This window comes from Longibacter salinarum (genome assembly GCF_002554795.1).
GTDB lineage: Bacteria > Bacteroidota > Rhodothermia > Rhodothermales > Salinibacteraceae > Longibacter > Longibacter salinarum.
This window is the reverse complement of the sequence record NZ_PDEQ01000001.1, coordinates 565,416-580,876: the sequence shown is the minus strand read 5'-3', so window position 1 is coordinate 580,876 and position 15,461 is coordinate 565,416. Positions and strand designations below refer to the sequence as shown.

At 56.5% G+C, this 15,461-nt stretch carries 10 protein-coding genes and 1 tRNA gene; 8 read left to right on the top strand and 3 right to left on the bottom strand.

Going from position 1 to position 15,461, the window contains the following annotated elements; translation table 11 throughout:
* The first annotated feature begins 689 nt into the window (after positions 1 to 689).
* On the top strand, positions 690 to 3,014 hold the full coding sequence (locus CRI94_RS02335) for an amino acid permease (protein WP_218919341.1): 2,325 nt from the start codon (positions 690 to 692) through the stop codon (positions 3,012 to 3,014).
* A gap of 24 nt (positions 3,015 to 3,038) precedes the next feature.
* Positions 3,039 to 3,167, top strand: coding sequence for a hypothetical protein (locus tag CRI94_RS17980; RefSeq protein WP_281253278.1), 129 nt, complete (start codon positions 3,039 to 3,041; stop codon positions 3,165 to 3,167).
* 67 nt (positions 3,168 to 3,234) lie between these two features.
* On the opposite strand, the gene CRI94_RS02330 is transcribed toward CRI94_RS17980, so the two are convergent.
* Positions 3,235 to 3,540 (bottom strand): DUF4242 domain-containing protein, encoded by a 306-nt coding sequence (locus tag CRI94_RS02330; protein ID WP_098074039.1) that lies wholly within the window; start codon positions 3,538 to 3,540, stop codon positions 3,235 to 3,237.
* Positions 3,541 to 3,744: 204 nt separating this feature from the next.
* Between CRI94_RS02330 and CRI94_RS02325 the strand changes: the two genes are divergently transcribed.
* The 5 genes from CRI94_RS02325 to CRI94_RS02305 all read left to right on the top strand — a co-directional run bounded on the left by CRI94_RS02325 (position 3,745) and on the right by CRI94_RS02305 (position 11,208).
* On the top strand, positions 3,745 to 4,710 hold the full coding sequence (locus tag CRI94_RS02325; RefSeq protein WP_179862117.1) for a helix-turn-helix domain-containing protein: 966 nt from the start codon (positions 3,745 to 3,747) through the stop codon (positions 4,708 to 4,710).
* Between the two features lie 512 nt (positions 4,711 to 5,222).
* Positions 5,223 to 6,329, top strand: coding sequence for a tyrosine-type recombinase/integrase (locus tag CRI94_RS02320; RefSeq protein WP_098074037.1), 1,107 nt, complete (start codon positions 5,223 to 5,225; stop codon positions 6,327 to 6,329).
* Between the two features lie 381 nt (positions 6,330 to 6,710).
* Positions 6,711 to 6,995, top strand: coding sequence for a hypothetical protein (locus CRI94_RS17595; protein ID WP_098074036.1), 285 nt, complete (start codon positions 6,711 to 6,713; stop codon positions 6,993 to 6,995).
* A gap of 456 nt (positions 6,996 to 7,451) precedes the next feature.
* A complete protein-coding gene (locus CRI94_RS02310; protein WP_098074035.1) occupies positions 7,452 to 9,443 on the top strand; it encodes a hypothetical protein in 1,992 nt (663 codons plus the stop codon).
* A gap of 133 nt (positions 9,444 to 9,576) precedes the next feature.
* Positions 9,577 to 11,208, top strand: coding sequence for a restriction endonuclease (locus CRI94_RS02305; protein WP_098074034.1), 1,632 nt, complete (start codon positions 9,577 to 9,579; stop codon positions 11,206 to 11,208).
* Between the two features lie 366 nt (positions 11,209 to 11,574).
* On the opposite strand, the gene CRI94_RS02300 is transcribed toward CRI94_RS02305, so the two are convergent.
* Both CRI94_RS02300 and CRI94_RS02295 read right to left on the bottom strand, forming a co-directional pair.
* Positions 11,575 to 11,650 (bottom strand) — tRNA-Lys (locus CRI94_RS02300).
* Positions 11,651 to 11,918: 268 nt separating this feature from the next.
* A complete protein-coding gene (locus tag CRI94_RS02295) occupies positions 11,919 to 13,964 on the bottom strand; it encodes an NAD(+) synthase (RefSeq protein ID WP_098074033.1) in 2,046 nt (681 codons plus the stop codon).
* 298 nt (positions 13,965 to 14,262) lie between these two features.
* Between CRI94_RS02295 and CRI94_RS02290 the strand changes: the two genes are divergently transcribed.
* Complete coding sequence (locus CRI94_RS02290; protein ID WP_098074032.1) at positions 14,263 to 15,189, top strand: Rossmann-fold NAD(P)-binding domain-containing protein; 927 nt, start codon at positions 14,263 to 14,265, stop codon at positions 15,187 to 15,189.
* Positions 15,190 to 15,461: the final 272 nt, after the last annotated feature.

Below are 15,461 nucleotides of genomic sequence, written 5' to 3'. Positions count from 1 at the left end.
AGCGTCACGTACGACGTTATCCCGTTTCGATCCTGAAATGTCGGTGTCTCCAACGGCTTCGACTCTCCGGGCGCGCCACCCCTTAGCAGTAGAACGTTCGCACGTATACCGTTGAAACGTTTCTCTTCCCAACTCGGAGCCGCTGCGATGACAGGGGTTGAGCGATCCCGCCAATATCATTGGGAAAACGTATGATTACACTTTGGGCAACGTAAAGCGAAGGATCGGATTCAGCGCAAGAATCCGTGTGCCGGCCACTCCTTCTGGGTCGTCGCGTTTCGCGAAACGGAACGGCGTGCGGCAACGAGAATGCATGCTGCGTACGTGGAGCGTTTCGGTCCAACGCGACCTGACAGGTGCGAACATGCGATGGGCTGGATTCGCATGCCGAAAGCGCTATGTCGGATAACAAACCCAGTGGCTATGACACCATCCCGTCCCGGCGCCGTAACAGGTGGTGCACGGGCGAGGGCGTTTTACATGCTACCTGTTTCGCTGCACGAACGCTGGTAGCAGAGAGAGGGCGGAGCGTGACTGGAAGCACACGCGTCGGGAATATACTTTAGTATACAGTAGTGCGTCATCCTCCGGACGCTAACGACCATCCAAAGGATGCGAAAGGATCCGGAGAGACGAAGATCGGCCGCTCATTCGCCGCGACCATCGAACGATGTCAGAATCTACACACGATGGAAGATCTTGAAGACGTAGCAGGTGCATCAAACGGATCCGGTGAACCAGCACCCGAATCTGCTGGCGAGCCGCCCGCAGAGACGGCCCCCGGGAGCGGCGTGTTGGGAAACGACGTGGAGCCCTCGGCTGAGACCGCCATTATGCCGAAGGGAACCAAGTATGGTACCTTCGCCGGCGTGTTTGTGCCGACGCTGTTGACCATTCTGGGCGTTATCATGTACCTGCGCACCGGCTGGGTCGTCGGCAACGCAGGACTCATCGGGTCGTTGCTGGTGATTGGGCTTGCGTTCGGCATCGTGACCGCTACTGGATTGTCGATGTCGTCGATCACGACGAACATCCGGATCGGGGCGGGCGGAGCCTACTCGATTATCTCACAGTCGCTGGGCCTCGAGGTGGGCGGTGCAGTGGGCATCCCGCTGTACCTGGCGCAGGCGCTGGCCGTGACGATGTACATCTTCGGCTTCCGGGAAGGCTGGCTCTGGGTCTTCCCCGATCATACCGCGCTGCTGGTAGACCTGAGCGCGTTTGTGCTCATCTTCGGCATCGCGTATATCAGCGCGAGCCTCGCCTTTCGGGTGCAGTACGTCATTCTGGCTGTCATCGTGACGTCGCTGATCTCTGTGGCAGTGGCCGCCGCGACGGGCTCCATGGTTGTGCCGTTCGAAGAAATCCAGCTGTGGGGAGACTTTCCCGGGGCACCGGAGGACAACTTCCCCGGGGTGTCGTTCTGGGTCGTGTTTGCCGTCTTTTTCCCGGCTGCCACCGGCATCATGGCCGGGGCGAACATGTCGGGCGAACTCAAGAACCCGCGCACGAGCATCCCGCTGGGCACGATGTCAGCCATCGGACTCAGCTTTGTGATCTACGTCTTGATTGCGATCTGGCTGCTGCGTTCCGCACCGACCGAGGAACTGCTGACAAACTACACGGTCATGATCGACATGGCCTACTGGGGGGCGCCGGTCGTTGCGGGTTTGCTCGGGGCAACGTTCTCATCGGCGCTGGCGTCGGCGGTCGGCGCACCGCGGATTCTTCAGGCGCTCGGCAACCACGACATCCTTCCGGCAAGCAGCTGGATGTCACAGCGAACCGACGCGGGCGAACCGCGCAACGCCATGATGATCACGGGAGGACTCGTGCTGGCCGCGCTCATGGTGCGCGACCTGAACGCGATCGCGCCGCTGATCACGATGTTCTTCCTGATCACCTACACGATGATCAACGTCGTCGTCTTCGTTGAACAGACGCTCGGCCTGGTCAGCTTTCGGCCGATTTTGCGGCTGCCGCGTACAGTGTCCTTTGCCGGGGCGGCGGGATGTTTGCTCGCCATGTTCATCGTGAATCCAACGTTCGGACTGGCCGCCCTGGCCATTGTCGTCGTGTTCTACGGAGTGCTGGTGCGCCGCACCCTCGACCACTCCATGGCCGACGTTCGCAGTGGGCTCTTCGTGTCGCTTGCGGAGTGGGCCGCGAAGAAGGTGAAAGATTTGAGCTCGCGGCAGGAACGCGCCTGGAAGCCCAACATCCTGGTGCCCATCCGCGATGCCGACACGCTCCGGGGCTCGTTCCTCTTCGTCCAGGACCTGGCCGCACCGAAGGGGGCCGTCAATCTACTCGGGCTGGACAGCAAAGACGCCTCCGACGACCTCGCCCGTCAGATCGAAGACATTACCTCTGCCTTTCGGAAGCGTGGGGTGTTTGCTTCGTCGGCTGTGGTCTCGGCCGACCGCTTTGCGCCGAGCCTGACCGCCAGCATTCAGACGATGCAAGGGGCGTTTTTCAAACCAAATATCCTGTTCCTGCCGCTGCCCGATGATGACGAGCTGGAGGGCGACTACGGCCACCTGGTTCACACGGCCAGCGACCAGCAGATGGGCACGTGCATCTACGCGCCGCACCGTCGGGCCGGACTCGGTCAGCGCGAAACGGTGAACGTCTGGATCAACGACCGGAGTCCGGACTGGAAGGTGTCGATGGACATTGGCAACCTGGACCTGCCTGTGCTAATGGCCTACAAGCTGAAGCGGAACTGGAATGCGGAGATGCGCCTGCTCACGGTCGTGCGTAGCGAAGAGCAGGCAGACGACGCCCGCGCCTTCCTACATACCCTGACAGACCTGGCCCGTATGCCCGAAGCGACAGCGGAGGTACATGTGGGCGATTTTGAGTCGTATCTCGAGGAGGCACCCCGCGGCGATGTGAACATCTTCGGCCTCATGGATCCGCCCAACTTCGCCCGGATGCGCGAGATCGTCACCCGTACGCGGACGAGCGGTCTTTTCGTGCGCGACTCTGGAACCGAGAGCGCGCTGGCGTAGAAGGTATCCACCCGCGCTCTCCACATGCCTTCGCGGTTGCTGCCGGAGGCCGGCCCTGATGGGGGCTTGCCTCGCCAAAACGTACAGCCGGCGGAGTGGCCCGTCGTCGTAGAGTTCGACCGGCATCTGTATCGACAGCATTACGTCGGATGACCACCTGCTGAACCTGGATGCCCGACCTTGGCATTTCATTGACGGTGTCTCAAGTCTTGTACCGGAATCAGTCGATGGGTGGATCCGGTGTCGATTCGTTGATCGGCATCTCAGCGGTCGTCGGATCGTGCATCGTTTTTACCTCGGTGATCTTCGTGGCTGGGAAGCCGCTTCGCTCGGCGTGTTTCCGGACGATGTCCTTATTGTCCGCGATGTAAACGCAGAACGTCTTGTTCCCACAGATGTAGCTCTGCTGCCATTGAATTCCAAGCTCCTTAACCGCGCGAAGTGACTTTAAAGCACCGGCTTTTTGCTCGCGCAGCGAGAGTGATCCAACGCCGGGCACGTCGCGTTCAATAATATATTTTGGCATAACTAATGTCTTCCAGTTGGGTTGGCCAGGTTCGGTGTGCTCCTCGGCTTTGTAAACAGCTATACTTCATCATAAAGTGCTGAAGCCTTGTGTAATAGTGGCAGAATCGACATACTTACAGGGTGATTCTGCCAGAAGGAAAATGGAGCGATGATTGACGTGGTTGTGGTACTGGTCGAAGGAGGAACACCGTCAACGGCCGTTGTGCCGGTCGAGATTTTGAGTAACGCGGGATATCTATACGGAAAGCTTCAAGGCTCAGAAGGTGAACGAAAGTTCAATGTTCGAACGGCCTCGCTTGACGGCAACAGCGTACAAACCCTCACTCCATTGATCCTGGAGCCACAACTGTCAATCGATGAAATAGGATCTCCGGATCTAATGATCGTGTCGGCGGGTGGGGCCGACCTGGAGCTTGAGTGTAAGCGAAATGCGCGTCTTTTCCCTGTGTTGAATCGAGCCTACGAGAATGGGACGGCGATCGGTGGTGTCTGTGCAGGCGCAGCGCTACTTGCCGAAGCGGGTCTCTTAGATGGTCGCCCGGCGACGACGCACTGGGCCATCGTCGATGCATGCCGGAAGCGCTATCCGGAAGTAGATTGGCAACCCGAGCGATCTGTGACCGAATCAGACAACATCCTTTGCAGTGGCGGTGTGTTCACGGGTGTCGACTTGAGCTTATATCTGGTTGAGAAGCATTGTGGCCATCGGGTTGCAGCGGAGACAGCCCGGGCACTTCTCTTGCAGACGCCTCGCATCTGGCAGGCAGGCTACACCGCCGAGGCACCGGAAATTACCCATGAGGATGCACAGATCCGGGAGGCGCAAGAGAAGTTATTTAAGGACTTTTCTGAGTCGATTAGTGTGAAGGCACTGGCCGCCTCCGTCGGTATGAGTTCGCGTACATTCTCGCGTCGTTTTAAAGCATCCACGGGTGAGACGCCGATTCAATACTTACAACGAGTGCGGGTTAATGCGGCAAGGCATCTTCTAGAGAATGATCTTAAGACGATTCAGGAGGTGTGCTGGGCCGTGGGTTATGAGGACGTGGGTCACTTCCGTAAGCTGTTTAAGCGCTACACGGGCATGCCGCCTCAGACGTATCGGAACCGTTTTTCAAGGACCTCTTCAGAAACTGTGTCGATTGAAGGGCGCACCCCACACCAGTGATTTGAGTTTCCGGTAAACGATCGACGATCAGTGGAGGAGATTGCTACTGAAGCGATCGTCATAGAAGGGGGGTGTTCGGAATCGCAGTAGAGTTCTAACACACCACCGGCGCTAAAACCACCGGGCAATACCAACGCCTGACGATGCGTGTGGCTCACCGCAGTGCCCGTACGTGCCATTTCTCCGTTTACGTTCGCACTGCCCTCTGCACGAGAACGTCCGTTGTTTACGCATCTTATGGTAGGGTTGCACGGTGATGCTTGCATTCGCCCTCAGGCGACGGAGCCTGGTAAAACAGTAAAGCCCCTGAGTCTGCCGTTTCCGGCGCTCAGGGGCTTTGTCTTCGCTGAAAGTGTGGTAGGCCCGGGGGGACTCGAACCCCCAACCCACGGATTAAGAGTCCGTTGGGTCATGCTCAATAATCGGCTCTCAGCGTCTCAAAACGGTGTTGGGCTGACAGACTGTGTACAATTTTGTGGCAGTGCGGAATCAACCTGACTCGATTCCGCACTATGGCTTCGATCTACGAACGCTCCGGCCGCTACTACGCTCAGTTCTACGACAGCAACAAATCCCCGTCACGCAAGCGCCTATCGCTCAAGACCTCGAAAAAGCGAAACGCACGCCGCAAACTCGTTGAGTTGGAGGACGCGTATGAGCAAGGGGGCTTTGATCCGTGGGCGGAAGGAAGCAAATCCGACCCGTTCAACTATGAAAGTGCCGGCCCACGCACTCACTCAGTGAAGACAGTCATTTCTGCGTTCATTGACGCGAAGGAGGCGCAAGGCTGCTCTGAGAGGACAATCGACACATACGAAGGGGTATGGCGGCGCCTCGTCGAGCGAATCGGCTCAGACGTTGATCTGACGGATCTCTCGCCGGCGATAGTCCAAGACTACTGCCACGACGCTACGGTATCACAAGCCACCCGACACAAACGGTGGCGTCACGTCCGCGCGGTCCTTGCATGGGCGGACTGCGACGTGATCGAAGACGTTGATGCGCCACGAAAATCCGATAAACTGCCGACTCCCGTGCGGCCGGACGACTTGGAGTTGATCGTAGGGGAGGTAGGGCGGGAATACCGGGAATTGCGCAAACGGGATCAATGCCGGCCGGGGCAGCTGATTTGGACGATCCCTGTATTCCGGTGGGCCTTCTACACGGGAATGCGTGCGACGGAAATTGGTCGGCTCAGGTGGCGAGACATTGACCTCGACCGTGGACTGATTCGGATTACGAGGCAGAAGAATAACCGGGAGCAGACCATTCCCCTCATTTCAAAGGCGAAATCGGTTCTCGACAACGCTCCGCAGGGGCAAGGTCCCCGTTCATATGTCTTTAGGACGCCAAACGGACCCACCCATGATCGCAACCCTAAGTCGTTCGGTCACCGTGCGTCTAAGCGGTTCTGCAAAGCGCAACGTGAGGCCGGCATAGAACGTAACCTCACGTTTCATGATCTCCGGGCAGGGTTCGCTACGGCGCTTGCTGACGCCGGCATGAGCGCACACATGATTAAGGAAGCAATGCGCCACGCGGATCTATCGACGGCACTAAAGTACGTCAATGTGTCGCGCAATCGGCTGCGAGACGAGATGGAGCAGGCGATGAGTTAAGCATAGTATGCTGTTATTGCCCTATAAAACCCCTGCTCTGTAGGCCTATGTGGAAGAGTGTGTGGACAAAGTTGTGAGTGATAATGCCGAAACTGACGGGCTTGAACAATAACGGATCTTTCGTCTCATCCATATTCGCCGATACCCCAATTTCGGACGCTAAACGTATTTCCGTTATGCAGATCGCGGAAGCCCTTGACGTTAGGAGATTGTGGATAAACAGATTTGCATAACGGCTTTTCGGGCGGAATATTATAGGTATACCAAACACAAGACGCCCGCAGTCTCCGCCAAGAGAAAGCTACGGGCGTCTGTGTCTTCACATTTTCTGCTGCCGGCGTGGTAAGCCGTTGCAGCACAACAAGCCTTCACAGACTCGTCATGAATAGCATACCCGACTTAGGGGACAAGTGCAACATTCGCATCCGACGTGATGCGGCAATCAGCTACAAAGAAGCAATGGAAGACAGTCAAACTGCCGCTGTCGTCGCTCAGCTGCACGAGCGTGCTTCATTCTACGCAAAATCTTTGACGGCGGATACGCCGTACTACCTCCGGTCAAGGGTTTGGCTCGCACGAGTTGAGAATGCCGAAATGGCATTTCGCGTCGAGGATGACGGTACGGTTGTAGTCGAGGCATACTTTTTTGAGCAGGCAAGGATATAATCCGAGCACGCGGGCGCAGGTGGGCCGGCGATGGTTGGGACGTCGCCGGTGCCTTCGCTCTGCGTTGCCAAATTTCGGTCCCGCTGTCGTACGCGTCGGTGGCACCTACACGTCTCCTGGATTAGTAGCCGATCCATCGGTTATTCAACTCGCCCGGTCGAGGGCACGGGGGGGCGGCTTAAAGAAACGAACGCATAAAACCGTCACTGATCGAACTGTGTGCGTGCGGTCCATGTGCGGCAAGTCTGCGATGTTGCCTAAGCCCGAGGAAGCGACCGGCAATACGAAACGCTTCGTGTTCAGCCGGTCGAACATGCGGCGCCGAATATGCCGGCTTAACGGCTGATTTAGGATTGGGTTAAACGGAGGTTAAACACCCAACGACCGGACCGGGAAATCGGTTTTTATAAAGTGACGACTTCGTGCGCTTTCGAGATAGCCGATTGAGTACGACAGATGTCCGGAAACCACCCCGCAGATTTAAACGAGGAGGCCGAGCAGAACGACGAACGGGACACCCTCGACCGGATTGAAACGGACACGGACCGGGACGAGAGGCCGGACAGGGACGGGACACGGGAGACAGGGACACCGGGAGGAGACGGAACGGGCGCCCATACGTGTGTACCTCCTTCCGGGGGGTGGAATTGGAGCGACGGCTATGAACTGCCTAAGCAGCCGCAGAAGGCCGATTTGGAGCCTCATCCGGTGGTTTGGGACCTCAGGCAGCAGTTAACAAAGATAGAAGCCGGAGATCCGGCCAATCCGGGAGAAGCGGTCAGTCCAACTGCTAGCACGATCCTAAAGGTCATCAATCGGTCATTCTCGCGACCCGAAGGAGCGATGGACTTTCGATTCATCCGGGTGAGTGCACACGAAGTTGACCTCGTGGAGAAATGGCGGCCGATTCTCGCAGAACACGACGGGCTTCGAGGAATGGCGCAACTCATCATACACCGGAAGCGAGATGAGAAAAACGCTGATAAGGACTATATACCCGTACCGAGGGACTCAATTCGAGGTGCGTTTGGATTGAGGCCGCAGAAAAGCGGAGACCAAACGCAGGCCCTCTTGCTCCTTTGGACATACCGCGCGTTAGTTGATAGCAAGTTGGAGTGGAGCGACTACGCTGATGGACATTGCCGGCGTATCACGAATCACGGCACTCCGGAGGAGATTATGGATGAAGCAACGTCGTTCTTTCTTGACAGGCAGGGAAAGAAGAGCGTCCTATTCATGAAAGGGGACGTGTCGAGACCAACCAAGGTCGATTTCCGACAAGACTGTTTCGAGAAACTTGACGGGAAGCGAAGAAGGGCCGACGACGCCGAAGTGACTCCTCCTGGTGAGAGTCAGCGTATCATCAAGTATCTCAACAATCTCACGCGGGATGCGCGGTCTCCCGGTCGGGATGTATATACCGAACTCGCTCACAACGTGCAGAACGGCGTGGATGCTCTCATGGAGGCCGCAGAGCGAGGTTCAGAGGTCTACAATAAAGGCATTCGGCAGTCGATCACGAACCTCCGGCGCTTTCAAGACATGCCGTTCATGCTGTATCAGGCCGGCAACCGCACGCCTCGCCCGACGCCGGTAGGGGCGAATCATCTCGTCGGCGTGGACTCGAAAGCAATTCCGCCGATGCTCGGAGATCGGCACGTCGCGCTTGACCTTTCCAAGGCCCAACTCGCTATGTTTGCCCGAGTGGCCGAGGGAGAGTATGACGTAGATATGTCAACTACGTCGCAGGCCCTTGCCTCTCATCTCGACGATTCCGAAGACTTCGATATGTGGGAGTCGATGAGGGAGGCCCTTGACATGCAGGCCGGCGAAGCCGAGGAATATGCCGTCAAGCGTGGAACGTACTCTGCCGTGTACGGCGCATCCGAGAATACAATCATGCACAACGCGAGCAAGGAGATCGCTGAGCGGACTCGGTACGACTATCCGGACCGGGAGAAAGTCAACGGTCTACTTGACCACCCTGTGATAGAAGAGGTCTTAACCGCTCGTGAGGAGGCATATGAACAGATTAAGCAACACGAGCGAGACGGGGACTACACGACCGATGCATTCGGGCGGGTGCTCGACCGAAATACATTTGTGGATGCGGATGATAGCGAACTGAGCGGTGAGCAGCCGGAAATCAGCAAGGCCAAAAGGGGAGAGATCACGGACAAGGCGGCACGATCACTTTTGTCGTACATCGTGCAGAGCGTGGAGGTGAAGACGATGTGGCCGGTGTTCGAGGCGGCAATCGAAGAGAGGCAGCGCGACGGGGAGGATCGTTGGCGTGTCATGCTCTACAAGTACGATGAAGTTATCCTTTGGGTGCGGTATGAGCAGCAGGTCGAGACGTACGCCAATCATGCAACTTCCCTTGTTAGGGACCATGCCGATAAATACGACATTCAAACCCGCTTGGATGTCGAATACACTCCTGTCTGATTCGGTCAATTTGTTCGTATGCTCCTTCATTCAGGAAAATAGGGGGCATGACGTGGCTGCAGCGTTGTGTTCGTACGGCGTTTAATTTATGTTTGGAGCAGATGCTTCAAAATGCGAACGATAGGTGACTAATATGGCACAGTTATATCTCAAGGCTGAGCGGTTTCATGTAAATGTTCTTGCTGATGATATAGATAAGGAACTAAGTGGAGTCGCTGAACGATTTTTTGATAATCGTGTGCATAGTGGAGCGTTTGGTAACCTTAACAAGAGCGACCAAAAGAACCTTCGTAATGACTTAGCTACGGATGCCAACCGCGTTCTGCAGAATTTCTATATCGATGGAATACGGAACTTGCTCTCACGAGGGGTTCGAACGCAGCTATCGATAGATTGGAGCGGCTTTAAGGCCGAAACAGGGAAGCTCCCGCCGAAACCTGAGAAGCCATCCTACGAGGAAATACCGGAGAAGCCTTCGAAGTCAGAATATGAACCTCGTATTACACTATTAGATAAACTATTTAAGTCTCGTGCTGAAAGAAAGTGGCGCGAAATGAAGGATCGGTATCAGATTGCCGTGGGCAATTGGAAGGCCGAGAAAGAAGAGATAGAATTTAAGAATAGGTGGGCGAAAGAAACGTACGAAGAAGAATTGTCAGATTGGCTTGAGCAAAAGAAGCAGATTGAACGTAAAAAGCGTCAGTCTGAAGAACGTCTGAGGTCTATACGTGAACAATACGAAACCGGTGAGGGCGACGCTGTAGCCGAGGTGATTAATACAGTTCTGAGTTCACCGATATATAAAATTGACAGTATAATCCCCGAGGCTTTTGGTGGGATTAGGTCGTCTAGCTTTGACAGTGGCTCTAAGACGCTCATATTGGACTATTTTATGCCAAGCCCAAATGATCTGATAAACAGAGAAGAGATAAATTATGTAAAGTCGAGAGATGTATTTAAAAGCAAGGCTTTCAGCAAGCGAAACTTCGAGCGGTTTTACGAGCCGTTGCCGTATCAGTTGGCACTGAGGACCGTGGATGCGATATTCACTCTAGACTATCCCAACAACATCGAGAACGTCGTTCTTAATGGGGTAGTAGATCAAATTAATGCCTCAACCGGTCACGAGGAAACCGTTTGTATACTCTCTCTGCAGGTATCACGAGAAGAAGTTAGCGCGTTGAATTTGGAGCATGTGGATGCCAAAGCCTGTTTTCGGAGTCTGAAAGGAGTTGCTGCATCCAAGTTAATAGATGTTGCTCCGGTTACCCCAATTGCTCAAGTTGATACATCCGATTCAAGGTTCGCAGATTCTAGACGTATCGGTGAGAACATGGATGATGGGGAAAATGTCGCCTCTATGGATTGGGAAGACTTTGAACACTTGATCAGAGAGTTATTCGAGATGGAATTCTCAGCCAATGGAGGAGAGGTCAATGTTACGCAAGCGAGCAGAGACGGTGGAATAGACGCCGTGGCCATCGATCCTGATCCAATCCGTGGAGGGAAGGTTGTAATACAGGCCAAGCGATACACGAGAACAGTAGGGGTCTCTGCCGTACGCGATCTGTACGGGACCGTCATGAACGAAGGTGCGAATAAAGGCATCCTCGTCACCACTAGTGACTATGGACCCGACGCATACAAATTCGCCAAAGATAAGCCTCTCCAACTTTTGAACGGGGGTAATCTCATGAGCCTGCTCGGCAAGCATGGTTACAACGCACGGCTCAACTTGGAGGAAGCGAGAGAAGTTAGAGACTAGCTGTTTTCAGTTTCCCATCACCGACCTTGAGTCGATCTCTACAAAATGAGAAGGGATTGCTTTGTATTAGAGCGGTGGGGACAGCGTATTATCGCCCCACCCCCGTCATGATTTAGACCATCCGCCGAGGCGCAAATAGTGGAAACACTTTCAGTCTCCGCGTTGTGTCTTTAGCCACACCAACCCGCTATCTCATCTGCACTGTGTACAATTTTGTGTACAGTCGCCGCGGATACAGCACGAGGAGAGGGAGAGCGGATAATCATTCGCTCTCCCGCATACCGGCTGAGATGCCGGCATCGGACATAAAAAACGCGCCCCAACGGCTGTAGCAGCCATTGAGACGCATCTCGTGTTAGTACATCGTGGTAGGCCCGGGGGGACTCGAACCCCCAACCCACGGATTAAGAGTCCGTTGCTCTACCAGTTGAGCTACGGGCCTGGATTGAGTAAAACAGGGAGTCGACCTGTCCGAGAAGAATAAACATCATAACCACCGGGCGGTTTCGCTTCTGCTGCGTCTCATGCAGGCTTCACCCGTGGACCGCAGAACGTTTGTCTGATAGGGAAAGCCAAACATACGCCGAGACGAACGGATGCTGTACTTCCGTTATTGCAAATAAAAGTAGACGATGGAGGAAGTACCGGCGTAGAGGATGTCGAGGCGGGGGCGTCGTCAAACCGCAGACGGTTTCCGCCTGCAGAGCGGATCACGCCTGATCCGGCACGTTCTCAAGTTCATCGAGCCAAGCTTTCGCGCTCGCGTCCGACGGCGCACGCCAGTCCCCGCGGGGCGACAGGGAGCCGCCCGATCCAACCTTCGGTGCATTCGGGATAGCTGAGCGCTTGAACTGGCTGAACTGGAAGAAGCGTTCGATGAAAAACCGCAACCACGACTTGATCGTCGCGAGATCGTACTCCTCGCTTTCGACGCCAGGAACGCGGTCCGTCGAGCCGGGCCCGAATGCGTGATGGGAGAGGAAGGCCACTTTGCTCGGTCGGAAGCCGAAACGGCTGATGTAGTACAGGTTGAAGTCTTGCAGCGGGTACGGGCCCACGATGTCTTCCGAGGACTGCGACGGCTCCTCGCCGTCCCCCGAGCCGGGAACGAGTTCGGGGGAGATCTCGGTGTTGAGGATCGAGCGAAGCACGTCGGTCGCCTCATCACCGAAGGGGTCGGTCTCGCAGACCCACTCGATCAGGTGGCTGATCAGCGTTTTGGGCACGGACGCGTTGACCGCATAATGCGACATGTGATCTCCCACGCCGTATGTGGCCCAGCCGAGAGCCAGTTCGCTCAGGTCGCCCGTTCCAACGACCATCCCGCCCTCGTGATTGGCGAGGCGGAAAAGAAGAGAGGTTCGAGCCCCGGCTTGCACGTTTTCGAACGTAATGTCGTACACATCCTCGCCGCGGTGGAAGGGATGATCCAGTGCATCGAACATCGCTTCCGTGAGCGGTGTGATGTCGATCTCGCGCGACGAGATGCCGAGCGCGTCCATCAGCCGATGCGAATTTTCTCGCGTCCGATCGCTGGTCGCGTACCCCGGGAGGGTGTATCCGAGAATGTTTTCGCGAGGCAGTCCAAGCTGATCCATCGTGCGGGCCGCGACGAGAAGCGCCTGCGTCGAATCGAGTCCGCCGCTGATGCCGATGACGAGTTTCTCGATTCCAGTTGCACGGAGGCGCTGGGCGAGGCCCTGGACCTGAATGTTGTATGCTTCACGGCAGCGTTCGTCGCGAAGGGCGGGGTTGGCGGGTACGTACGGGTACCGCTCCAGCGTGCGTTTCAGAGGTACGGCTTCGGCCGGGACGTCGAAGTCGAACGGAATACGGCGGAGGCTCTGAATGCGCTCTCGGTGCTCGGCAGCGTTGTCGTTGAAGCTCGTCATGCGCATGCGTTCCTGCTGCAGCCGTCCGACATCAATGTCGGCTGTGATGAGCTGCTCCTTTTCCGCAAATCGCTCCGACTCCGCCATGCGGCGTGCGTTCTCGTAGATGAGCGCGTGCCCATCCCATGCCATGTCGGTTGTCGACTCGCCCGGCCCGGATGCGGCGTAGAGGTATGCGCTCAGGCACCGCCCAGACTGGTTGGCGCAGAGCTGGCGTCGATAGCTCGCCTTGCCCATCGTGATGTTGCTCGCGGACAGATTGGCACAGATCGTCGCGCCTCCCATCGCGGCATACGTGCTCGGCGGGATGGGCGTCCACACGTCCTCGCAGATCTCGGGAAAGACGGTGAAGCCGTCAAGCGTCGATGCATCGTACATCAGGTTGTTGCCGAACGGGACGGTTTCCCCGAAGAGCTGGACGGAGTCGAATGTAGCTTGTCCGCCGGGTGTGAACTGGCGCTTCTCGTAGAACTCCCGGTAGTTCGGCAGATACGTTTTCGGTGATACACCCAGGATTCGACCGCGATGGACCGCAACGGCAGCATTAAACAACTGTCCTTCGACACGGAGCGGCAGACCGACCAGAAGCAGGGGCCGGAGTTCCTGACTAGCGTCACGCACGTGCTTGAGGGCATCCCGAGCCGCTTCGAGGAGCGCGTCCTGGTGAAAGAGGTCGTCGTTCGTGTAGCACGTGAGACCCATTTCTGGAAACAGAACGAGGCCTGCGTGTTGGTCGTCCGCGCGGCGGGCCAGGGCGATCGTTCGCTCCGCGTTGGTCGATGGTTCGGCGACGCGCATCCGAGGTACACCGACGGCCACTCGTACGAAGTCATGTGAATACAGCGACGAGAAAGGACGATTCATGCGCGGAAATAAGGAGTAAACTCAGACAGTATCTGATGTAGCACAAATTTGTAGCTGCGTCGTGCCGCGTTGCGTACCCGGTCCAGGTCGCGTGGATCCGTTTGTCGCTGATGCTGGAGGCGATTTGCATGTGAGGAACGCTCTTACACGGCAGTCACAGAATGACGCAGGCTCGCATAGCAGAAACGAAGCAGACATTCTGGTCCGTGTTGGTGTATTGTGAGAACACGAGGAGGTTGACCCGTTCCGGTGCTGCCTGCCTGTAATCTGTCGTTTCCACTTTGCACGAGGAGCTCGCATGGAAGATCGTACTGCCTCCCTGACGCAACGAATCGGCATTGTCGGCTCTGGACCAACGGCTGCGTCCGTCGCTCACGCTCTGCTTCGAATCGGAATTGCGAAAGATCTTGTTTCTGTACCCCCGCCGGGTGGAAGCGAAACACATTCTCTCACAAGTCTGATGCGAACCCATACGCCTGTCGGAGCGTCATCACTTCACTCAGGCATCGTTGAGGACTTGAGTGACGCTCGGGTTGTGGTCATAGCAATGGAGCCTGTAGAGGACCCGTCCCAGGAAATCGAGTCCCTTCGAGAACTGGTGGCGAAGCTTGATAATGTGGCGCCCGACGCTGTAATCATTGTAGCCGGCAAACCGGTCGATGAAAGCACGTGTGCTATTATCCAGGCAACAGAACGCCCACGAGAACGGGTGTTCGGCATCGGGACGTGCATGGAAACGATGGAGCTGCGACGACGCGTGTCCAAACACTACGAAGTCGACGAGTCGTCGGTCTACGCGATGGTGATCGGGCATCACGGAGGAGCGGCCGTGCCGGTCTGGAGTCACGTTTTGATCGGTGCGCATCCGATTGTGCGTGGGCACGTGGTGGGCAAGCCGTTTGACCGAAAGGCGATGTGGGACGCATTCGACCGCGGGTGCGACCGGGCTGCTCATCCCGTCGACGATAAGCGTACACGCCGGGGCTTTGAGCAGTGCGTGGCCGATTGTGTTCGCTCGGTGGTCCGGGACGAGCGTCGCGTGCTCCCGGTTTCAGCTCGTGTCGACGGTCCGTTCGACGTGCGGGGGGTATGTCTCGCTCTGCCGACGATCGTTGGTCGGAACGGTTGCCATGGACGCGTTCTCCCGGATCTCGCTCCAGATGAAGTCGAGGCTTTCCGCGCAGCTGCCGCCACAGTCCGAGAAAAGCGCTCTGTATTTGCATGACCACCTGTCCGGCGGATGCATGGCGAAAACGGAAGCGTAGTTATTCATGCCGTTCATAGACCTGACGGGTATCCTTTCGCGATGACGCCGTGGACACGAGACGCGAGATCAAACGACCGGAGGGTTGTGAATGTCGTGAGGTCCGTACCTTCGGATGGTCGAAGTCTGTCCGCCAAACAGATGCTGAGGTTGCCGTCGAGTGGACAGTTGGACGAAGGAAATGAGAGGACGTCCAGGGTAGTCGATCGAAATTGGCGAGGGTGGCCGTTGAC

Excerpts from the sequence above, each read along its gene's own strand:
- CRI94_RS02335 (WP_218919341.1), top strand. The coding sequence starts at position 690 with ATGGAAGATCTTGAAGACGTAGCAGGTGCATCAAACGGATCCGGTGAA.
- CRI94_RS17980 (WP_281253278.1), top strand. The coding sequence starts at position 3,039 with ATGCCTTCGCGGTTGCTGCCGGAGGCCGGCCCTGATGGGGGCTTGCCT.
- CRI94_RS02330 (WP_098074039.1), bottom strand. The coding sequence starts at position 3,540 with ATGCCAAAATATATTATTGAACGCGACGTGCCCGGCGTTGGATCACTC.
- CRI94_RS02320 (WP_098074037.1), top strand. The coding sequence starts at position 5,223 with ATGGCTTCGATCTACGAACGCTCCGGCCGCTACTACGCTCAGTTCTAC.
- CRI94_RS17595 (WP_098074036.1), top strand. The coding sequence starts at position 6,711 with ATGAATAGCATACCCGACTTAGGGGACAAGTGCAACATTCGCATCCGA.
- CRI94_RS02310 (WP_098074035.1), top strand. The coding sequence starts at position 7,452 with ATGTCCGGAAACCACCCCGCAGATTTAAACGAGGAGGCCGAGCAGAAC.
- CRI94_RS02305 (WP_098074034.1), top strand. The coding sequence starts at position 9,577 with ATGGCACAGTTATATCTCAAGGCTGAGCGGTTTCATGTAAATGTTCTT.
- CRI94_RS02295 (WP_098074033.1), bottom strand. The coding sequence starts at position 13,964 with ATGAATCGTCCTTTCTCGTCGCTGTATTCACATGACTTCGTACGAGTG.
- CRI94_RS02290 (WP_098074032.1), top strand. The coding sequence starts at position 14,263 with ATGGAAGATCGTACTGCCTCCCTGACGCAACGAATCGGCATTGTCGGC.